This is a genomic window from Micrococcus lylae NBRC 15355, from assembly GCF_001570885.1.
In the GTDB taxonomy this organism is placed as follows: Bacteria; Actinomycetota; Actinomycetes; order Actinomycetales; family Micrococcaceae; genus Micrococcus; species Micrococcus lylae.
In genome coordinates this window covers 1-19190 of the sequence record NZ_BCSN01000031.1, presented here as the reverse complement: position 1 = coordinate 19190, position 19190 = coordinate 1, and the positions used below count along the sequence as shown (strand labels likewise).

18 protein-coding genes and 1 tRNA gene are annotated in these 19190 nt (G+C 70.7%); 9 read left to right on the top strand and 10 right to left on the bottom strand.

What is annotated here, in order from left to right; genetic code table 11:
• Positions 1-27 precede the first annotated feature (27 nt).
• A complete protein-coding gene (locus MLY01S_RS07675) occupies positions 28-705 on the bottom strand; it encodes a uracil-DNA glycosylase (protein ID WP_067190871.1) in 678 nt (225 codons plus the stop codon).
• A gap of 144 nt (positions 706-849) precedes the next feature.
• On the opposite strand from MLY01S_RS07675, the gene MLY01S_RS07670 reads away from it, so the two are divergent.
• From MLY01S_RS07670 to groL, 3 genes are all read left to right on the top strand, one after another.
• The gene (locus tag MLY01S_RS07670; protein ID WP_245232192.1) at positions 850-1143 is read left to right on the top strand and encodes a DUF3263 domain-containing protein; all 294 of its coding nucleotides are present in this window, start codon (positions 850-852) and stop codon (positions 1141-1143) included.
• A gap of 6 nt (positions 1144-1149) precedes the next feature.
• Positions 1150-2247, top strand: coding sequence for a LytR C-terminal domain-containing protein (locus MLY01S_RS07665; protein ID WP_067190867.1), 1098 nt, complete (start codon positions 1150-1152; stop codon positions 2245-2247).
• Positions 2248-2558: 311 nt separating this feature from the next.
• Complete coding sequence (gene groL / locus MLY01S_RS07660) at positions 2559-4193, top strand: chaperonin GroEL (protein WP_067190866.1); 1635 nt, start codon at positions 2559-2561, stop codon at positions 4191-4193.
• Between the two features lie 162 nt (positions 4194-4355).
• Here groL and MLY01S_RS07655 read toward each other — a convergent pair whose 3' ends face one another.
• From MLY01S_RS07655 to MLY01S_RS07635, 5 genes are all read right to left on the bottom strand, one after another.
• Positions 4356-5288: a DUF4031 domain-containing protein gene (locus MLY01S_RS07655; RefSeq protein ID WP_067190864.1), complete on the bottom strand. Its 933-nt coding sequence runs from the start codon at positions 5286-5288 to the stop codon at positions 4356-4358.
• Positions 5289-5323: 35 nt separating this feature from the next.
• Positions 5324-5614, bottom strand: coding sequence for a WXG100 family type VII secretion target (locus MLY01S_RS07650; RefSeq protein WP_067190862.1), 291 nt, complete (start codon positions 5612-5614; stop codon positions 5324-5326).
• 107 nt (positions 5615-5721) lie between these two features.
• A complete protein-coding gene (locus MLY01S_RS07645) occupies positions 5722-7338 on the bottom strand; it encodes a sensor histidine kinase (RefSeq protein ID WP_082739842.1) in 1617 nt (538 codons plus the stop codon).
• 5 nt (positions 7339-7343) lie between these two features.
• Positions 7344-8051, bottom strand: a complete 708-nt coding sequence (locus MLY01S_RS07640) for a response regulator transcription factor (RefSeq protein ID WP_067190858.1) — start codon at positions 8049-8051, stop codon at positions 7344-7346.
• Between the two features lie 150 nt (positions 8052-8201).
• Positions 8202-8465: a hypothetical protein gene (locus tag MLY01S_RS07635; protein WP_135103348.1), complete on the bottom strand. Its 264-nt coding sequence runs from the start codon at positions 8463-8465 to the stop codon at positions 8202-8204.
• A 229-nt stretch (positions 8466-8694) separates the two neighbouring features.
• Between MLY01S_RS07635 and MLY01S_RS07630 the strand changes: the two genes are divergently transcribed.
• Complete coding sequence (locus tag MLY01S_RS07630) at positions 8695-9078, top strand: cold-shock protein (protein ID WP_067190855.1); 384 nt, start codon at positions 8695-8697, stop codon at positions 9076-9078.
• Between the two features lie 3 nt (positions 9079-9081).
• Entirely contained in the window at positions 9082-9729 is a 648-nt protein-coding gene (locus MLY01S_RS12135; protein ID WP_070637997.1) for a DUF3027 domain-containing protein, read from the top strand.
• Here the strand turns inward: MLY01S_RS12135 and serC are convergent.
• The gene (gene serC / locus MLY01S_RS07620) at positions 9717-10844 is read right to left on the bottom strand and encodes a phosphoserine transaminase (RefSeq protein ID WP_067190883.1); all 1128 of its coding nucleotides are present in this window, start codon (positions 10842-10844) and stop codon (positions 9717-9719) included. The two genes, MLY01S_RS12135 and serC, sit on opposite strands and share 13 nt — an antisense overlap.
• Positions 10845-11056: 212 nt before the next feature.
• On the opposite strand from serC, the gene MLY01S_RS07615 reads away from it, so the two are divergent.
• From MLY01S_RS07615 to MLY01S_RS07605, 3 genes are all read left to right on the top strand, one after another.
• Positions 11057-11758, top strand: a complete 702-nt coding sequence (locus MLY01S_RS07615) for a metal-dependent transcriptional regulator (RefSeq protein WP_067190853.1) — start codon at positions 11057-11059, stop codon at positions 11756-11758.
• Between the two features lie 400 nt (positions 11759-12158).
• A complete protein-coding gene (locus tag MLY01S_RS13090) occupies positions 12159-13751 on the top strand; it encodes a C40 family peptidase (RefSeq protein ID WP_067190851.1) in 1593 nt (530 codons plus the stop codon).
• 195 nt (positions 13752-13946) lie between these two features.
• Positions 13947-15821: an ABC transporter ATP-binding protein gene (locus tag MLY01S_RS07605; protein WP_067190849.1), complete on the top strand. Its 1875-nt coding sequence runs from the start codon at positions 13947-13949 to the stop codon at positions 15819-15821.
• Between the two features lie 93 nt (positions 15822-15914).
• On the opposite strand, the gene MLY01S_RS07600 is transcribed toward MLY01S_RS07605, so the two are convergent.
• From MLY01S_RS07600 to MLY01S_RS07590, 3 genes are all read right to left on the bottom strand, one after another.
• Positions 15915-15988 (bottom strand) — tRNA-Arg (locus MLY01S_RS07600).
• A 33-nt stretch (positions 15989-16021) separates the two neighbouring features.
• Positions 16022-16651, bottom strand: coding sequence for a hypothetical protein (locus tag MLY01S_RS07595; RefSeq protein WP_067190881.1), 630 nt, complete (start codon positions 16649-16651; stop codon positions 16022-16024).
• A 111-nt stretch (positions 16652-16762) separates the two neighbouring features.
• On the bottom strand, positions 16763-17794 hold the full coding sequence (locus tag MLY01S_RS07590; protein WP_067190847.1) for an acyltransferase family protein: 1032 nt from the start codon (positions 17792-17794) through the stop codon (positions 16763-16765).
• Between the two features lie 168 nt (positions 17795-17962).
• Here MLY01S_RS07590 and MLY01S_RS07585 point away from each other — a divergent pair.
• Positions 17963-19190 (top strand): ATP-dependent helicase (locus tag MLY01S_RS07585; RefSeq protein WP_157531279.1); only part of this gene is annotated, 1228 nt, incomplete at its 3' end.

Here is a 19190-nt window from a genome sequence, read left to right as displayed (position 1 = left end):
GACAGGGGACGACGACGGACGCCCGCCTCAGGCGGGCAGGCTCCAGTCCACCGGCTGCGCACCGTGCTCCGTCAGCCACGCATTGGCCCGGCTGAACGGCCGCGAGCCGAAGAACCCGCGGTGGGCGCTCAGGGGAGACGGGTGCGGGGACTCGACGACGCCCACCCCGTGTGCACGCAGCGGCGCGGCGAGCCGGCGGGCGTCGGCGCCCCAGAGCAGGGCGACCAGCGGAGCGTCACGCTCGGCGAGGGACTTCACCGCGGTCTGCGTGATCTGCTCCCAGCCGATGCCGCGGTGCGAACCCGGGGAGCCGGCAGCCACGGTGAGGCAGCGGTTCAGCATGAGCACTCCGCGCTCGGTCCACGCGGTGAGGTCGCCGTGCTCGGGTGGGGTGACGCCGAGGTCGTCGGCGAGCTCGCGGTAGATGTTGACCAGGGAGCGGGGGAGCGGCCGGACATCCGGGGCGACGGCGAAGCTCATGCCGATCGGATGCCCCGGCGTGGGGTAGGGGTCCTGGCCGAGCACGAGCACGCGGACGTCGTCGAACCGCTGACGGAAGGCCCGCAGCACGTTCTCCGGGGCCGGCAGGATCTGCTCGCCGGCGGCGCGGCGGGCGCGCAGCTGTTCGGCGACGGCGGCGAAGGCGGCGTCGTGGTCGGCGAACACCCGGGCCCAGCCCGGCTCCAGCGGCGCGATGAGGTCCATCCCGCCAGGCTATCCGGACACGGTCTGCGCTCGCCTGCGGCAGGCCGTCCGGCAGTCCGCGGGCGCGACGGGCTTCCGGTACGTGTGCCGCGCCACGGTGACACGTCCGCCGAGGTGGGGGCGGGGGAACGTACCATGTGGGACATGCCGACGACCCCACGAGACGAGCTCACCCCGCTGGAGCGGGAGGTGCTCGAACTCGAGGACCTGCGCTGGCGGTACCCGGGGGCCAAGGACCAGGCCATCCGCGAACGATTGGGACTGACCCCCACCGCCTACTATCAGATGTTGAACGGCCTGCTTGATCGGGAGGCCGCGCTCGCCTGCAGGCCCCTCCTCGTTCAGCGGCTTCGCCGCAGGCGAGGGACCCGTCGACGTGCCGGACGACCTGCCCGACCGGCCGCCTCTACTTCCCCCACTGTCGCCCAGGAGACCTGATTCACGATGGCCTACACGCCTGATCGCTTCGACGACGTCCCCGAGTACACGGACCAGCGCGGCGCTCACCGCGACCACTTCGAGGGGGCGGCGGCCGCCGGTGCCGGCGTCCGTCCGTTTCTGCTCATCGCCGTGGCCGCCATCTTGGTGGGCCTGTTCGTGGGCGTTGCCCTTCCGTTCCTCCAGCGCGGGGACGACTCCACCACCGCCGACGCCACCGCGTCCGTGACCGCCACTGCGTCCGACGATGCCGCCTCCGCCTCTGGTGACGACGAGCGCGAGGGCACGGCCGCCTCCGAGACGGAGGAGGCGAAGAAGTCCGAGGACGCTGAAGAGTCGAAGAAGGCGGAGGCGTCCACGAAGGCAGAGGAGTCCCGCAAGGCGGAGGCGTCGAAGCGGGCCGAGGAGTCGAAGCAGGCCGAGGAGTCCCGCAAGGCCGCCGAAGAATCCAAGCAGGCTGAGGAATCGAAGAAGGCCGAGGAATCGAAGCAGGCGGAGGAGTCCCGCAAGGCGGAGGAGTCGAAGAAGGCCGAGGAGTCCCGCGAGGCTGCCGCCGCTGCCGCTGAGGAGTCCCGTAAGGCGGAGGAGTCGAAGAAGGCTGAGGAGTCCCGCGCCGCCGAAGAGTCGAAGAAGGCTGAGGAGTCCCGTAAGGCGGAGGCGTCGAAGCAGGCCGACGAGTCCCGCGCCGCCGCCTCGCGTGCCGCAGAGGAGTCCCGCAAGGTCGCGGAGGCCCGCGAGGCCGAGGCATCGAAGAAGGCCGAGGCGTCGAAGAAGGCTGAGGCGTCGAAGAAGGCGGAGGCGTCGAAGAAGGCTGAGGCATCCAAGAAGGCGGAGGCGTCGGTCAAGAAGAATCGCGTGGTCGTCTACAACGCCACCCGCGTCAACAAGCTCGCCGCCGGCTACGCCGACCGGCTGGAGAAGGCCGGCTTCACCAACGTGACGGCGGAGAACTGGAACGGCTACGGCCTGAGCAGCTCCGCGGTGCTGTACAACCAGTCCTCGTTCAAGGGCACCGCCGAGGCGGTCGCCAAGGAGCTGGGCATCCCGGCGTACCAGACCCCCAACCTGAAGCTGAACGGCGTCGCGGCAGTCATGTTCAAGTGACCGACGCCTGATCCCTGTGCCGGCCCGGCCGGCGCGGATCGCCTCCGGCGCCCCGTCCACCCGCTCTCCGGCGGGCAGGCGGGGCGCTGTTGCGCCGTCAGCGGACCTTTTGCACTCACCGAGCGAGAGTGCTCATAATGGCTTTAGCACTCCGGTGTGCCGACTGCCAGCCGCGTCCCGCGGCAGACCAGGGCGCATGCGGAGCAGGACCTGACAGCGGTGAGGCGCTCCCGGTGGGACGCCGTCCGTCGCGGGCACTGCACAGGTCACCGACCGCTGAGAACGCAGCCGTCCAGAAAGGACATGCAGACATGGCCAAGACCATCGCATTTGACGAAGAGGCACGCCGCGGCCTGGAGAAGGGGCTGAACACCCTGGCCGACGCCGTGAAGGTGACCCTGGGCCCCCGCGGCCGCAACGTCGTGCTGGAGAAGAAGTGGGGCGCGCCCACCATCACCAACGACGGCGTCTCCATCGCCAAGGAGATCGAGCTCGAGGACGCATACGAGAAGATCGGTGCCGAGCTCGTCAAGGAGGTCGCCAAGAAGACCGACGACGTGGCCGGCGACGGCACCACCACCGCCACCGTGCTGGCCCAGGCCCTGGTCCGTGAGGGCCTGCGCAACGTGGCCGCCGGTGCCGACCCGATGGCCCTGAAGCGGGGCATCGAGAAGGCCGTCGAGGCCGTCACCTCCGAGCTCCTGGGCGCCGCCCGCGAGATCGAGACCAAGGAGCAGATCGCCGCCACCGCGTCGATCTCCGCCGCCGACGAGCAGATCGGCTCCCTCATCGCCGAGGCCCTGGACAAGGTCGGCAAGGAGGGCGTCATCACCGTCGAGGAGTCCAACACCTTCGGCCTCGAGCTCGAACTCACCGAGGGCATGCGCTTCGACAAGGGCTACATCTCCGGCTACTTCGTCACCGACGCGGACCGCCAGGAGACCGTCCTCGAGGACCCGTACATCCTGATCGTCAACTCCAAGATCTCCACCGTGAAGGACATGGTGTCCGTCCTGGAGAAGGTCATGCAGTCCGGCAAGCCGCTGCTGATCATCGCCGAGGACGTCGAGGGCGAGGCCCTGGCCACCCTCGTGGTCAACAAGATCCGCGGCACCTTCAAGTCCGTCGCCGTGAAGGCCCCGGGCTTCGGCGACCGCCGCAAGGCCATGCTGGCCGACATCGCGATCCTCACCGGCGGCCAGGTCATCTCCTCTGAGGTCGGCCTGTCCCTGGAGACCGCGACCCTGGACATGCTGGGCCAGGCCCGCAAGGTCGTCGTCACCAAGGACGAGACCACCATCGTCGAGGGTGCCGGCGACGCCGACCAGATCGCCGGCCGCGTCTCCCAGATCCGCTCCGAGATCGAGAACACCGACTCGGACTACGACCGTGAGAAGCTGCAGGAGCGCCTCGCGAAGCTGGCCGGCGGCGTGGCCGTCATCAAGGCCGGTGCCGCCACCGAGGTGGAGCTCAAGGAGCGCAAGCACCGCATCGAGGACGCCGTCCGCAACGCCAAGGCGGCCGTGGATGAGGGCATCGTCGCCGGCGGCGGCGTGGCCCTGATCCAGGCCGGCGCCAAGGCCTTCGACGGCCTGCAGCTCGAGGACGACGAGGCCACCGGCGCGAACATCGTGAAGGTCGCCATCGAGGCCCCGCTGAAGCAGATCGCCCTCAACGCCGGCCTGGAGCCGGGCGTTGTGGCGGACAAGGTCAAGGACCTCCCGGAGGGCAACGGCCTCAACGCCGCCACCGGCGAGTACGAGGACCTGCTGGCCGCAGGCATCAACGACCCGGTGAAGGTGACCCGCTCTGCCCTGCAGAACGCCGCCTCCATCGCCGGCCTGTTCCTCACCACCGAGGCCGTCGTGGCCGACAAGCCGGAGAAGGCCGCCCCGGGCGCCGACGCCGGCATGGACCCGATGGGCGGCATGGGCGGCATGATGTGACCGCCCGCTGACGCCTGACCCGGCCCGCAGCCGGGTCGCCCGACGCAGGCGAGGCCCGGTCCCCTCACAGGGGGCCGGGCCTCGTCGCATGTCTGGAGACATTGCCGCTCAGCCAGGTGGGCGGCTTCCCAGCCGGGGCGGCAAAGCGGCAGGAGTGGGGCCTCAGCGCAGCAGGTCGCGCTCCCGGGTCAGGTTGGCCCGTGCCGCCTGCTCCCAACGACGACAGCCGCTCGCCGTCGTGTACAGCCGTTCCGTCGCCAGCAGGTCGTCCAGGACAGCAGAGCGTCCGCGGCGCCAGTCGGGCTCGGCCACGTGGGCGAAGTCCTTTCGGACGAGGGCCACGTAGGCGTCATAGGACTCCGGGTCGCGGCCCAGGACCTCGAGGTCCGCGTCCGAGAGTGCGGCGCCTGCGGAGTCCTCTTTGTCCGGCCGGTGGCGGGCTGTGAGCCGCACCAGGCGGGCGGTCTCGGCGATCTCCGCGTCCGGCACGGCCAGCGGCGGTGCGGAGAGCAGGTCCTCGGCCAGACGGGCGGAATCCTCCTCGTCCTGACCGGCGGGGCGGGACGGGTCGGCGTCGTAGACGGCGTCATGGAACCACGCCGCCAGCGGCACGGCACGGGGGTGCGGACCGAGCTCCTCGCCGTCCGTGCGCAGCCGGTCCACGGCCTCGAGGACCGCCAACAGGTGGTCCGGAGCGTGGTAGTGGCGGTGCGGCTGGCTCCACCGGGCCAGCAGGTCTCGGCCGAGCTCCTCGACCGCGGCGGGGTCGGCGGCCGGCCCGGCGGCGAAGAGGTTCTCCCAGCGCCGCAGGAGCATGGGATCCCGACGCTTCGGCCGGCGCCGCGAGGGCACCCGCAGGCCGGAGCGGGTCAGCCGCCGGGTCAGATCCCGTCCGCTGACCGGCACGGCCCCCGCGGCGATCAGCTCGTCGTAGCGGTGGGCAGGCACGTCGTAGTGGTCCAGGTCGAACGCCCGTCGGGTGATCCCTGTGGCCTCGGCGAAGGCGTGCAGCTCCTCGAGGCTGGCGTCCGAGACCAGGTGGGAGAACACCGTCCCATGCGCGGGCCAGACGGGCGGGTCGATGTAGACGGCCATGGAGGCCACCTTAGACCCGCCCGTCGGCCGTCTGCTCAGAAGCGGAACATCGCGGCGTTCGCCTGCTCTGCCTCGGAGTACTGGGCACCGGCCTGGTCCATGGCACGGCGGATGCCGGCCAGGGCCTCCTCCACGCGGGCCTGGGTGCCGCGCCACTCGGTGAGCACGGTCTGGAAGTTCGTGGACGCCTGGCCGCGCCAGGTGTCCTGCAGCTGGCGGAGGTTGGCCTCCATGGCGTTGACCTCGGCCTGCAGCCGGCCGATCGAGCCCTCCACGGCGGCGCTCTTGGCGAACAGGTCCTCGATGTCGATCTGGACGACGGTCATGACAGTCTCCTTGCGTCTCGTCTCCGGCGGCGGGGTGCCGCCGTGACCACCACGCTGACAGAAGGAGGGACCCGGGCGCTCGGCCGGGTCCTGCTGCTGTGGACGGATCAGGCGTTTCGGTCGCCTGTGGAGGAGGGGTCGTCCTGCTCGAGCTCCTCGTCCGGCTCGAAGTCGTCGTCCTCGTCGTCGAAGGCGTCTTCCACGTAGGACCAGGGAAGGTGCACCGAGAAGGTGGCGCCGCCGCCCTCGGTCTCACGCAGTCGCACAGAGCCGTCGTGCTGCGCGACGATCGCGGCGACGATCGCCAGTCCCAGGCCCGTGCCGCCGGTCTCGCGGTGGCGGGAGCTGTCCGCACGGTAGAAGCGCTCGAAGATGCGGTTCGCCTCCTCCTCGGAGATGCCGTGGCCGTGGTCCCGGATCTCGATGACCGAGTCGCGGGCACCCTTGACCTGGTGTCCCGAGGCGTCGGTGGAGCCGGGCAGCACGTCCACGGTGCCCACGGCGATCTCGATCGGCGTGCCGACCGGCGTGTAGCGCAGCGCGTTGGTCATCAGGTTCACGACGACCTGGCGGATGCGGCCCTCGTCGCCGTACACGGTGGCGGAGGTGGCGCGGCCCCCGTCCAGGCCCACCATGGTGACCTCGCGGTCCGGGGCGTTGACCTTCGCATCCAGCACAGCGTCCATGGCGAGCATCTGCAGGTCCAGCGGCTGCGACTCCAGGGCGCGCTGCTCGTCCAGCCGGGCCAGTGTCAGCAGGTCCTCCACCAGCTGGTGCATGCGGGTGGCCTCGGACTCGATGCGGCCCATGGCCGCGGCCACGTCCTCCTCCTTCGTGATGCCGCCGTGCCGGTAGAGCTCGGAGAAGCCACGGATGGTGACCAGCGGGGTGCGCAGCTCGTGGGAGGCGTCCTGCACGAACCGGCGCATGGTGGACTCGGACTGCTCCTTGTCCCGGAACGCGGACTCGATGTGCGCGAGCATCGCGTTGAGCGAACGGGAGAGGCGGCCGACCTCGGTGTCCGGGGGCGCGTTCTCCACACGCTGTGAGAGGTCGCCTGCGGCGATCATGGAGGCAGTCCGCTCCACGCGGTTGAGCGGACGGAAGGCGCGGCGCACCCCCATGTTCGCGAGGATCACCGCGCCGGCGGTGGAGATCAGGCCGATCGTCACCACGAGCGTGGTCACGCGCTCCACGGAGGAGGTCACGGTGCGCAGGGGCAGGGCGACCGCCACGGTGCCCTCACCGCTGCGGAGGCGGTACAGGCGGACGCGCCAGCCGTCGGAGTTCTCGGTGCTGCCGGGGACCTCGAACGCCTCCGAGCCGCGCTGGGTGACCTGCTGCTCGGTGAGGGCGTCCAGGCGGGGGCCGTCCATGTCCGCGGCCACCGGGGTGCTGACCAGCTGGTTGCCCTCGTTGTCCCAGAGCTCGCCGTAGAAGCGCAGGATCGAGTGCGGCGGCGTGTAGTAGCCGCCGGACTGGCCCACCGACGTCAGGTAGATGGAGACGTTGTCACGGTTGGACTGCAGGTCCTCGTCCAGCTGGCGGACGAGCTCGTTGCGGAAGAGCGTGGCCGTGAACAGCGCGGTGAGGGCCACCGTGAGCAGCATCAGTGCGGTGATGAGCACGATGAGCTTGCTGCGCAGCGAGGAGTTCTTCCACGTGTAGCGCAACGAGGCCCACGGGCGGATCCCGGGGCCTCTCGCGGCGCTGAGGCCGGTCATGCGCCTCAGCGCTTGTCCGCGGTGCGCAGCATGTAGCCCACACCGCGCTTGGTGTGGATCATGCGCTCGCGGTCGCCGACGTCGATCTTGCGGCGCAGGTAGGAGATGTAGGACTCGACGATCGAGGCATCGCCGTTGAAGTCGTACTCCCAGACGTGGTCGAGGATCTGGGCCTTCGAGAGCACGCGGTTGGGGTTCATCATCAGGTAGCGCAGCAGCTTGAACTCGGTGGGGGACAGGTCCACCACGTCGCCGCCGCGGCGGACCTCGTGCGCGTCGTCATCCAGTTCGAGGTCGTCCACACGCAGCACGGCGGCGTCGTCCTCGGCGGGAGCGGTGCGGCGCAGCACGGCGCGGATGCGGGCCACCACCTCGTCGAGGGAGAAGGGCTTGGTGACGTAGTCGTCGCCGCCGACGGTCAGGCCGGTGACCTTGTCCTCGGTGCCGTCGCGGGCGGTGAGGAAGACGACCGGGAAGTGGCGGCCGGCTGCGCGCAGGCGGCGGGTGACGGTGAAGCCGTCCATGTCCGGGAGCATCACGTCCAGCACGGCCAGGTCCGGCTGGAATTCCTCGGCGGCCGCGAGGGCGTCGTGCCCGTTCTCAGCGGCGACGACGTCGAAGCCGGCGAACCGCAGGGAGGTTGAGAGCAGCTCGCGGATGTTCGACTCATCGTCCACGACGAGGAGGCGGGCTTCGGGGTTCTTGTTCTGCATGCGTCCAGTGTGGCCCCGGAACCTGGGGGTTGTCTGCACGTCGCCTGCGGGTCTGCCACGGGATTTGTGGGAGGCCTGCGACGACGGTCGCCTGCGCTCCCGGGGCGGCTCGCCCCGGTCGCCGGGCCGGGCGGCGTCGGGTATCGCCGGTCAGAGGCGGGAGCGGCGGATCGCCGCGAGGATGACGTAGAGCAGAAGCAGGGCGAAGCCGGCAGGCATGCCGAACAGGGAGAGCCCGTACAGGGCGGCATGGCTCACAGCGCCGGCGAAATAGCCGACCAGCAGCCACACGAGGGCGATCAGGGAGACCGCGGTGAGCAGCACGCCGACGACCAGGACGCCGGTCAGCAGCGTCGAGCCGGAGCGGCCGGTCGGGCGGGCGGTGGAGTCGTGCTGCGCAGGGGTGGAGGACATGCCGCCCATGGTAGGCCGAGCGGGTATCCTGAGCCGTCAGAGAAGACACGTCCCCTCGTCAACGGGAGCCTTCCCGGCAGGAACGGTCCCACCGATGCCGCGGCCTCGCCGCGCCGGTGTGTTGGACCCCGCCCGCTCCCGGCACGACGGCCACCGTGCACGCCGGAGGACTCGGCGGTGCCGGAGCCGCAGTGGGACGCCACGACGACTGAAGCAGGGAAGTGATCCGATGCCCACCGGACGCATCAAGTTCTACGACGCCGCCAAGGGATTCGGCTTCGCACAGGCGGACAGCGGCGAGGAGGTGCACGTGCCCTCCTCCGCGCTGCCGGCCGGGGTGAAGGAGCTGCGCGCGGGCACCCGCGTCGAGTTCGGCATCGCCGAGGGCCGCCGCGGCCTGCAGGCGCTCTCGCTGCGCGTGCTGGAGTCCGGGCCCTCCTCCGTGCGCAATCACCGTCCGAAGCCGGACGAGATGGCGATGCTCATGGAGGACCTCATCAGGTGGCTCGACCAGACGTCCAACGGTCTGCGCCGCGGCAGGTACCCGCAGCGCGCCCAGGCCGAGAAGATGGCGCAGGTCTTGCGCCGCGTCGCCGACGACCTGGAGGCCTGAGCCGTGACCGAGCAGACCGTGGCAGATGAGGTGCCGCAGAACGGGCAGGTGGCCGAGGAGAAGGCCGCCGGGAAGAGTGCCGCACACCAGAAGGCGGCGGACAATCCGGTGAAGAAGCCGGCCCGTCGCAGGGCCCCGCGCCGCGACGAGGTCCTCGCCGAGGCCATCCACACCGCACGGGCCGGCCTGGCCGGTCTGGCCGAGGACGAGCAGATCGGCGAGCATCGCGGCGCCACCGTGGACGACGACCGCCTCATGACCCACCGCTGGGACGCGAAGCTGCCCGGCTACCGTGGCTGGCAGTGGTATGCCACCGTCGCCCGCGCGCCGCGTTCGAAGCTCGTCACCGTGTGCGAGGTCGGCCTGGCAGCCGGCGAGGACTCGATCGTCGCCCCGGCCTGGGTGCCCTACGCAGACCGCGTCTCCGAGGAGGAGCGCGAGCGCATGAAGGCGGTCGCCGAGGGGCGCGACCCGAACCGCGCAGCCGAGAGCGACGACGAGGAGACGGCCGCGAAGGACGACGGTGCCGAGAAGCCCGCCGATGGGAAGGCCCCTGCCGGCACTGAAGCGGCCCCGGAGACGGATTCGGCCTCCGACGCCGAGGCATCGGAGGCCGAGGACGCTGCGGAGGAACCGACTCAGGTGAGCTGACCGGCCACGTGGTCGATGCAGCCGAGCAGGGCCGACACGTCGTCCGGCTCGATGGCGGCGAAGGTTGCGATGCGCAGCTGGTTGCGGCCGAGCTTGCGGTACGGTTCCACATCCACCACGCCGTTGGCGCGCAGCACCTTGGCGATCGCGGCGGCGTCCACGGCGTCGTCGAAGTCCACGGTGCAGATGACGTTCGAGCGCTCGTCCGGGTTCTGCACGAACGGGGTTGCGACGCCCGAGGCTTCGGCCCACGCGTAGACCCGGGAGGCCGACTCCGCGGTGCGGGACGTGGTGAACTCCAGTCCACCGTTGCCGTTCATCCACTTCAGCTGCTCGTCCAGCATGACGAGGGTGGCCAGTGCCGGGGTGTTGTAGGTCTGGTCCTTGACCGAGTTGTCCACGGCGATGGACAGGTCCAGGAACTCCGGGATCCACCGGCCCGAGCCCTTGATCTCCTGCACCCGGTCCAGGGCCTTCGGAGAGAACAGAGCCAGCCACAGGCCGCCGTCTGAAGCGAAGTTCTTCTGCGGAGCGAAGTAGTAGACGTCGGCCTCGGCCATGTCCACGGTCAGTCCGCCCGCGGCGGAGGTGGCGTCCACGACCACGAGGGAGTCCGCGTCGGCTCCTTCCGGTCGGACGACCGGAGCGAAGACACCGGTGGAGGTCTCGTTGTGCGGCCACGCGTACACGTCCACACCGGCCACCGCTTCCGGGGCGGGACGGGTGCCCGGCTCCGCGGTGCGGATGTCTGAGGATTCCAGAAACGGGGCGTTGTCCGTCGCCCGGGCGAACTTGGATCCGAACTCGCCGAAGCTCAGGTGCTGGGCCTTCGCCCGGACCAGGCCGAAGCTCGCCGCGTCCCAGAAGGCGGTGGAGCCGCCGACACCCAGCACGACCTCATAGCCCTCCGGCGCGGAGAACAGGGTGGAGACGCCCTCGCGGACGCTGCGGACCAGGTTCTTCACCGGGGCCTGACGGTGCGAGGTGCCGAGCAGCTTCGGGCCTGCGGCGACGAGCGCCTCGACCTGTTCGGCGCGGACCTTGGACGGGCCGGCGCCGAAGCGGCCGTCGGCGGGGAGCAGGTGGGCGGGCAGGGTGATGGCGGACGGATCCATGGCCACGGCGGGACACCTCGTCTTCTCTTGCCTGGGGAGCCGGGAGGGGAGAGTGCACGGTGCGCGGGGCACGTGCATCAGGCCATTGTGCTCCGGCCCGCCGGGGGCGTGGTGAACGTGACGACGCGCAGGCGGGCAGCGCTCGCTAGACTGGGGCGGCGCCGAGACGCAGTCCGGACGCGGTGGCAACGAGTTGAGAAGGGCGACGGCGGATGACCGATCTGATCGACACCACGGAGATGTACCTGCGCACCATCCTCGAGCTCGAGGAGGAGGGCATCCCGCCGCTGCGCGCCCGCATCGTCGAACGCCTCGAACACTCCGGACCCACCGTGTCCCAGACGGTCGGCCGCATGGAGCGCGACGGGCTCGTGCATGTCGGCGAGGACCGGCGTCTGCAGCTGTCCGAGCAGGGTCGTGAACGGGCCGTGGCGGTGTTGCGCAAGCATCGGCTCGCCGAGCGCCTGCTGGCCGACGTCATCGGCTTGGACTGGGCCTATGTCCATGACGAGGCCTGCCGCTGGGAGCACGTCATGAGCGACCAGGTCGAGCAGCGTCTGCTCGAGATCCTCGACGACCCCGACACCACCCCGTACGGCACCCCGATCCCGCCGCGGCCGGACCGTCAGTCCGCCGCCGAATGGAGCTCGAGCATGGGGCTGTCCTCCAAGTCTCTTGTGGACGCCGCGGGGGGTCGGGCGACCGTTGCCAGTCTTGCCGAGGCGGTGCAGGCGGATGCGGAGCTGCTCGAGGAGCTGTTCCGGGCCCACATCCGACCGGGCGTGGTGCTGGAGGTCAGTGAGACCTCAGATCCGGAGTACCTGCGTGTGCAGGCCGTGGATGTGGAGGGTGCCCCGGCCTTGGAGTTGGGCCGCGAGACCGCCGCCCACGTGCGGATCGCCACCGGAGCCTGAAGGGCGGCAGCTCACCGGTGCAGGGCCTGAGACTCCGGAGTCGCGGACGGGGGTGCTCCAGCTGCGACTCGGTCTCGATCGTGATGATCGGTCACGGTCTGCGTCGCGGGGGACCGATCGGTCGTTATTTCTCATGATTGCTCCTGACAAGGGGCGATCATGTCTGACCGATGGAAAGGGATGCGACGTTTCGTGATGAACGCGTGACATTCCTGTGACCTTGTGTGTAGCCTGAGCCGGTGCCCGGATGCAGGAGTCGGTCCGGGCGCCCCGTGTCCACACCGTGTGCGTCCTCCGAGTGGACAGCGGGGAGTCACTCGTTTCGACGGCAACCGCCATGGTCGGAGGCTCTGCAGGGAGCGCAGGGATCGCACACGGACATGCTCGGAAGAGGATCACCGTGACTGACAACCTGCACTCGCGCAATGCAAAGCGTTCCGGCCGCACTGCAACCAAGGCGACCGTGGCCGTCCTCGCCGGCGGCCTGGTGGTGGCCGGCGGCGTCGCTCAGGGACAGATCGGCAAGGGCGAGGACAACGTCATGGCCGAGGAGGCCAAGGTCGAGGTCGAGCGCAGCGCGCAGGTGGAGCGTCAGTCCTCCGTGGACGCCGAGGCCGCGGAGAAGGCCGCCGCCCAGAAGAAGGCCGAGCTCCAGAAGAAGAAGGCGGAGGCCGCCAAGAAGGCTGCCGAGAAGAAGGCCGCTGCGAAGAAGGCTGCGCAGGACAAGGCGGCCGAGGAGAAGGCAGCCCAGGAGGCCGCCGCTGAGAAGGCTGCAGCTGAGAAGGCTGCGCAGGAGAAGGCCGCAGCTGACAAGGCCTCTCAGGAAAGGGCAGCCGCCAAGAAGGTTGCCGCCAAGAAGGCTGCCGCGAAGAAGGTCGCAGCTGAGAAGGCTGCGCAGGAGAAGGCCGCTGCCGAGAAGGCGGAGGCGGAGAAGCAGGCTGCCGCCGAGCAGCGCTGGCGCGAGAAGGTTGCCGCCCAGGAGGCCGCGAAGAAGGCCGCCGCCGAGCGCGCCGCTGCCCAGCGTGCTGAGCAGGACGCCCAGCGCGAGGCTGCTCAGGAGGCCGCCGAGCGCCAGGCCGCTGAGCGTGAGGCCGCCCAGGAGGCCGCCGAGCGTCAGGCTGCCCAGGAGGCTGCCGAGGCCGCTGAGCGTGAGGCTGCCCAGGGGGCTGCCGAGCGTCAGGCCGCGCAGGAGGCTGCCGAGGCCGCTGAGCGTCAGGCTGCCCAGGATGCCGCTGAGCGTCAGGCTGCCCAGGAGGCTGCCGAGCGTGAGGCCGCTGAGCGTGCCGAGGCCGAGCGTCAGGCCGCGCAGGAAGCCGCCGAGCGCCAGGCTGCTCAGGAGGCTGCCGAGCGTCAGGCCGCGCAGGAAGCCGCCGAGCGCCAGGCTGCTCAGGAGGCTGCCGAGCGTGAGGCCGCTGAGCGTGCCGAGGCCGAGCGTCAGGCCGCGCAGGAAGCCGCCGAGCGCCAGGCTGCCCAGGAGGCTGCTGAGCGTCAGGCTGCTCAGGAAGCCGCCGAGCGTCAGGCTGCCCAGGAGGCTGCCGAGCGTGAGGCCGCTGAGCGTGCCGAGGCCGAGCGCCAGGCCCGTGAGGCTCGTGAGCAGCAGCCCGACCCGACTCCGACCACGGACCCGGCCCCGTCTTCGGGCAAGAACCTCTCGGGTGCCGTCGAGGCCGCCTACTCCGGCATCGGCGGTCGCTACGTCTACGGCGGCAAGGTTCCGGGCGGTTGGGACTGTTCCGGCTTCGCCGCGTGGGCCTACGCCCAGGCCGGCATGTCCATCCCGTCGCAGACCTCGGCCATCCGCGCCTCGGCCAACACCGCTCCGACCTCCAACCCGCAGCCGGGTGACCTGGTCTTCCAGCGCGGCGGCGGCCACGTCGGCATCTACGTCGGCGACGGCATGATGATCTCCGCGCTGAACCCGTCCCGCGGCACCCTGCTGCACCCGGTGTCCTGGATGCCGGTCTCGGGCTACTACACCTACGTCGGCCCGTGATCGGCGGCGCCCGCGGCTCGGTCCTCGGCTGACTTCGCTGCGCCCGCAGCGGAACGAGGGCATGCCCACAGCTGAAAACGCCACGAAGGCGCGCATTCCCGCCGAATGTGCGCCTTCGTCGTCCCTACGATGGGACGGCCTGCGGCGTCGGCCGCGCGCCCCCGGGGCAGGCACGAGGAGAGGAGCGGTGGTCGGATGAGCATGGAGCGAGCCGCGCGGATGTCGATGATGCGGATGTCCCACGGGGGAGCGCCGCAGCAGACCAGCCTCAAGCCGGGCACGGTCAGAAGAACCCTGGGGTTCGCCGCGCAGTACAAGGGCAAGCTTGTGCTCTTCCTGCTGCTCTCCGTGGTCTCGGCCGTCCTCGGCGTGGCCTCGCCGGTGCTCGCCGGTGACGTGGTCAACGCCATCACCGGGGACGGGAACGCGGACCTCGTGGTCCGGCTGGCCCTGCTGATCGCCGCCGTGGCGCTCGCAGACGCCGCTCTGTCCATCGTGACCCGCTGGCTGTCCTCGGGATTGGGGGAGCAGGTCATCTTCGACCTGCGCACCCGGGTGTTCGAGCACGTTCAGCGGATGCCGGTGGCGTTCTTCCAGCGCACCCGCACCGGTGCCCTCGTCTCCCGTCTGAACAACGACGTGATCGGCGCCCAGTCCGCCATCTCCCGCACGCTCTCCGGCGTGGTGGCGAACGTGGTCTCCCTGGCCCTGACGCTCGCGGTGATGTTCTCCACCTCGTGGCAGATCACCGTCCTGGCGCTGATCCTGCTGCCGCTGTTCATGGTCCCGGCCCGCCGGGTCGGCGCGAAGCTGGCGGACCTCACGCGGGAGCGCGCCGGCCACAACGCCGCCATGGGTGACCAGATGACCGAGCGGTTCTCCGCTCCCGGGGCGACCCTGATCAAGCTCTGGGGCGACCCGAAGGCCGAGGCCGAGGAGTTCGGCCGCCGTGCCGGCCGGGTCCGGGACACCGGCGTCACCATCTCCGTGCGCCAGTCCGTGTTCACCACGCTGCTGACCCTGGTCTCCGCGCTCGCCCTGGCCGTGGTCTACGGCGTGGGCGGCCTGCAGGCGATCGCCGGCACCTTGGACGCCGGAGACGTGGTCACCATGGCCCTGCTGCTCACCCGCCTCTACGCGCCGCTGACCTCCCTGGCCTCGGCCCGTGTGGAGATCATGACCGCGCTGGTGTCCTTCGAGCGCGTCTTCGAGGTCCTGGACCTGCAGCCGCTCATGCGCCAGAAGAAGGTGACCACCCCGCTCCCGGACGGACCGCTGGGCCTGCGCCTGGACGGCGTGCGCTTCGCCTATCCGTCCGCCCAGGACGTCTCCCTCGCCTCGCTCGAGGAGGTCGCGGTCCTGGACACCCGTGGCGGCCAGGAGGTCCTGCACGGCCTGGACGTGGACGTCCCCGCGGGCTCCACGGTGGCGCTGGTGGGCTCCTCAGGTGCCGGCAAGTCCACCATCGCGTCCCTCGTCACCCGCCTCTACGACGTCTCCGCGGGCGCGGTGACGGTCGGCGGAGTGGACGTGCGGGACCTGTCCTTCACGGACCTGCAGAAGGCGGTCGGCATGGTGACCCAGGACGGGCACCTGTTCCATGACACCGTCCGCGCGAACCTCACCCTGGCCCGCCCGGACGCCACGGACGAGGAGGTCTGGGACGCCGTGGAGCGGGCCCGACTGCGTCCGGTGGTCCAGGCCCTGCCGGACGGCCTGGACACCGTGGTGGGCGAGCGCGGCTACCGGCTCTCCGGCGGCGAACGTCAGCGCATGACCATCGCCCGGCTGCTGCTGGCCTCTCCGCGCGTGGTCGTTCTGGACGAAGCCACCGCCGCCCTGGACTCCACCAACGAGAAGGCCATCCAGGACGCCCTCGCCGAGGCCCTGGCCGGGCGCACCGCCATGGTGATCGCCCACCGCCTCTCCACCGTGCGGGACGCGGACCAGATCCTCGTGGTGGAGGACGGGCGGATCGTCGAGCGCGGCACCCACACCGAGCTTCTCGCGACCTCCGGGCGCTACGCCGAGCTCTACCGCACCCAGTTCGCCCCGGGCGCGGACGGCTGAGCCGGCCCCACGGCCGGGAGAGCAGACACGAGAAGGCGGGCGGCCGTCGTCGGGAACCAGATCCCGGACGAACGGCCGCCCGCCTTCGTACAGTGCCCCAGACAGGATTCGAACCTGCGACCTGCCCTTTAGGAGAGGGCCGCTCTATCCAGCTGAGCTACTGGGGCCTGCGGCGCCCTCACGGGCACCGACAGACAAGTCTAGCGGCGTGCGCGGCCCCTGCCACCGAACACCAGCAGGACCACCGTGATCAGGACGATCAGCGCCAGCAGGATCCAGCGGGCCACGGTGAGGGAGGAGGCGAGTCCGGTGCCGTCGCCGCCGGCGTGCAGAGCCGCCTCGATCGCGATGTTCTCCCAGATGTCCACCGCTGCGAACACGGCGCCGAGGCCGACCATCGCCCACTTCGGGCCGGCCGGGCGCAGACGCCAGGCGGCAACGGCGATCAGGGTGAGCGCCACGGCGATCGGGAAGATCACGCCCGCGGTCTTGTGCACCCAGTTCAGCTGCCCGAGCGCGGCGTCGTCCATGACGGCGGCCAGCGCGGCCACGTCCGCGGCCGAGTAGCCGAAGAACCGGTTGTCCGGCATCGTCAGGCCGTCGGCGAGCTGCGCCATCTGGACGAGCGCGAGCAGGTGGTAGTAGCCGGCCATGAACAGCGTGGTGCCGATCAGGGCGATCACGGGCATCGCGGGGCTGCCTTCGCGCTCGCCGGCTTCGGCGAGGTCCCTGCGCGGGGACAGGTCGCGCAGGCTGACGCGTTCCGGGGCCTCGGCGGGCGTGGCGGGACGGCCGCCGTGGGCGGACGGGGACTTCTTCTTCTGGGACACGGACACCTCCGGTGGTCCAGTATCCCAGGTCGTCGGCGGCTTCCCGACGACGGCCGCGCACCTCGGGTGCATCGGGGCGCCCGGGGCCGGGTCGGCGGTTCGGTGACGTGGTCAGGTCGCGCGACGGGGGATCGGGCCGCTGCCCGACACGGGGAGCAGGCCGCCCCCGGTGGAGGGCAGGGGCGGCATGGGGCGGGTCTTCGCCGTCGGGAACTCGAAGAGCCAGCGGACATACGGGTAGGCGGCGGCCAGCAGCAGCGGGATGAGGAAGGTCGCCGAGGCCATCCACAGGTAGAAGTCGATGGGCCGGATGCTCGCGACGTCCTCCCACAGGCGGCAGGCCACCAAGAGCACCGGCAGGTGTGCCACGTAGAGCACGATCGAGCGGCGGCCGCAGAACTCCAGGAAGGGCAGGCGCGGGAGGCGCTGGGCAAGCCAGAGCCCGAAGACGATGCCGCCGAGGCCAGCGAGGAGGGTGACCGGGTGGCCGCTGCCCATGGAGTAGCGGCCGTCCATGTGGGCCCAGATCGCGACGGCCGTGGCGGCGCCGGAGAGGAGCACCAGGCTCCAGTGCAGCTCCTTGATGCGAGGGAGCAGTCGACCGAACGCGGCGCCGAGGAAGAAGAACACGCCCCAGTAGAGGATGCGGTGCAGGTCCTTGGGGATGCCCTCGAGGACCAGCAGCAGCGCGACGAACGTGCCCGCGACGGCCCAGGAGGGGATCCAGCGGGTGATCGGGCCGATCAGGTAGCAGGCGATCAGCACCCAGAGGAACCAGAGGTGCCACCTCCCACCGAGCCAGAACTCGGGCTTGAGCAGGCTCTGCGGTCGGCCGAGGGCGAAGGCGACCAGGGCGGTCCACACCAGGTAGGGCCACAGGATCCTCTCGGCCTTGCCCCGGTAGTAGACCCCGAGGGGCTTCGCCACGGAACGTTCCAGGAGCACTCCCGAGAGGAACAGGAGGATCGGCATCCGGAAGGAATGGAAGAACTGGACGATCCCGGCCAGCGTTTTGGACTGGAACTCTGCGCCGAGGACCTGCGGCATCGTGTACGAGTGCGTCAGCACGACGAGCAGGACTGCCAGTCCACGGACCGCGTCCATCCAGTAGACCCTGGGCTTGGCCGTGGCGGACAGGGGCATGAGGGGCTGCTCCGTGGTCGTGCTCGGGATGGTCTGGACTCAGCATGCGCATTCGTCTGGCCTACAGGGTAGGCCGTGAGCGCCCCTCGGTCCGGGAACCGGCGGCTTCCCGACGACGGCCGCGCTCCCCGGTAGCCCGTCTGGGCCCGGAACTAGACTGGATCCGCCATGGATGACCTCTTCGCCGCCCTCGGCCGTGCCGCCCGCCCTGACCGCCGTTCCGGATCCTCGGATCCGCAGACCGCCCTGCCCGGACTCGTGCCGACGTCCGTCACCTCCCGGCAGGCCGATCCGGAGGCGGGCTTCGACCCGGAGGCCGGTGCCGGGCGCCGCGTGGGAGCGCCCGCAACAGGCGGGCCGGCAGGCGGAGCCGTGGCGCCGCCGTCGCCGGAGTCGCTGGTGGAGGGGCTGAACCCTCAGCAGGCCGCCGCGGTGCAGCACACCGGCTCGCCGCTGCTGATCGTGGCCGGCGCGGGCTCGGGCAAGACGCGCGTGCTGACGCATCGCATCGCCTGGCTGCTGGCCACCGGCCATGCCCGCCCGCACGAGGTCCTGGCCATCACCTTCACCAACAAGGCCGCCGCGGAGATGCGCGAGCGCATCACCGGGCTGATCGGCCCCATGGCGCAGCGCATGTGGATCTCCACGTTCCACTCCTCGGCCGTCCGCATCCTGCGCAACGAGGCCTCGGCGATCGGGCTGAAGTCCACGTTCACCATCTACGACTCCGCGGACTCGCTGCGCCTGGTCACCCAGATCGCCAAGGCGCAGGACCTGGATCCGAAGCGGTTCCACCCCAAGGGCATCCTGAACAAGATCAGCTCGCTGAAGAACGAGCTGACCGAGGCGGACGACTACGCGGCCACCGTGGCCCAGAACGACCCGTGGGGCCAGGCCGTTTCCGCGGTCTACACGGACTACACCGCACGCCTGCGCCAGGCGAACGCCCTGGACTTCGACGACCTCATCGGCATGACCGTGCACATGTTCGAGGCGTTCCCGGCGATCCTGGACAACTACCGCCGCCGGTTCCGCCACGTGCTCGTGGACGAGTACCAGGACACCAACCACGCCCAGTACCGGCTGATCCGCCTGCTCGCCGGCCCGGCGGGCGTCCCGGACGGGGTGCAGACCCCGGGCGGCGAGCTGACCGTGGTGGGCGACTCGGACCAGTCGATCTACGCCTTCCGCGGCGCGGACATCCGCAACATCGTGGAGTTCGAGGAGGACTTCGCCGACGCGGCCACCATCAAGCTGGAGCAGAACTACCGCTCCACGCAGACCATCCTGGACGCCGCCAACGCGGTGATCTCGAACAACGCGGACCGCCGCCCCAAGTCCCTGTGGACGGCCGAGGGGGCGGGCGAGAAGATCGTCGGCTACACCGCGGAGAACG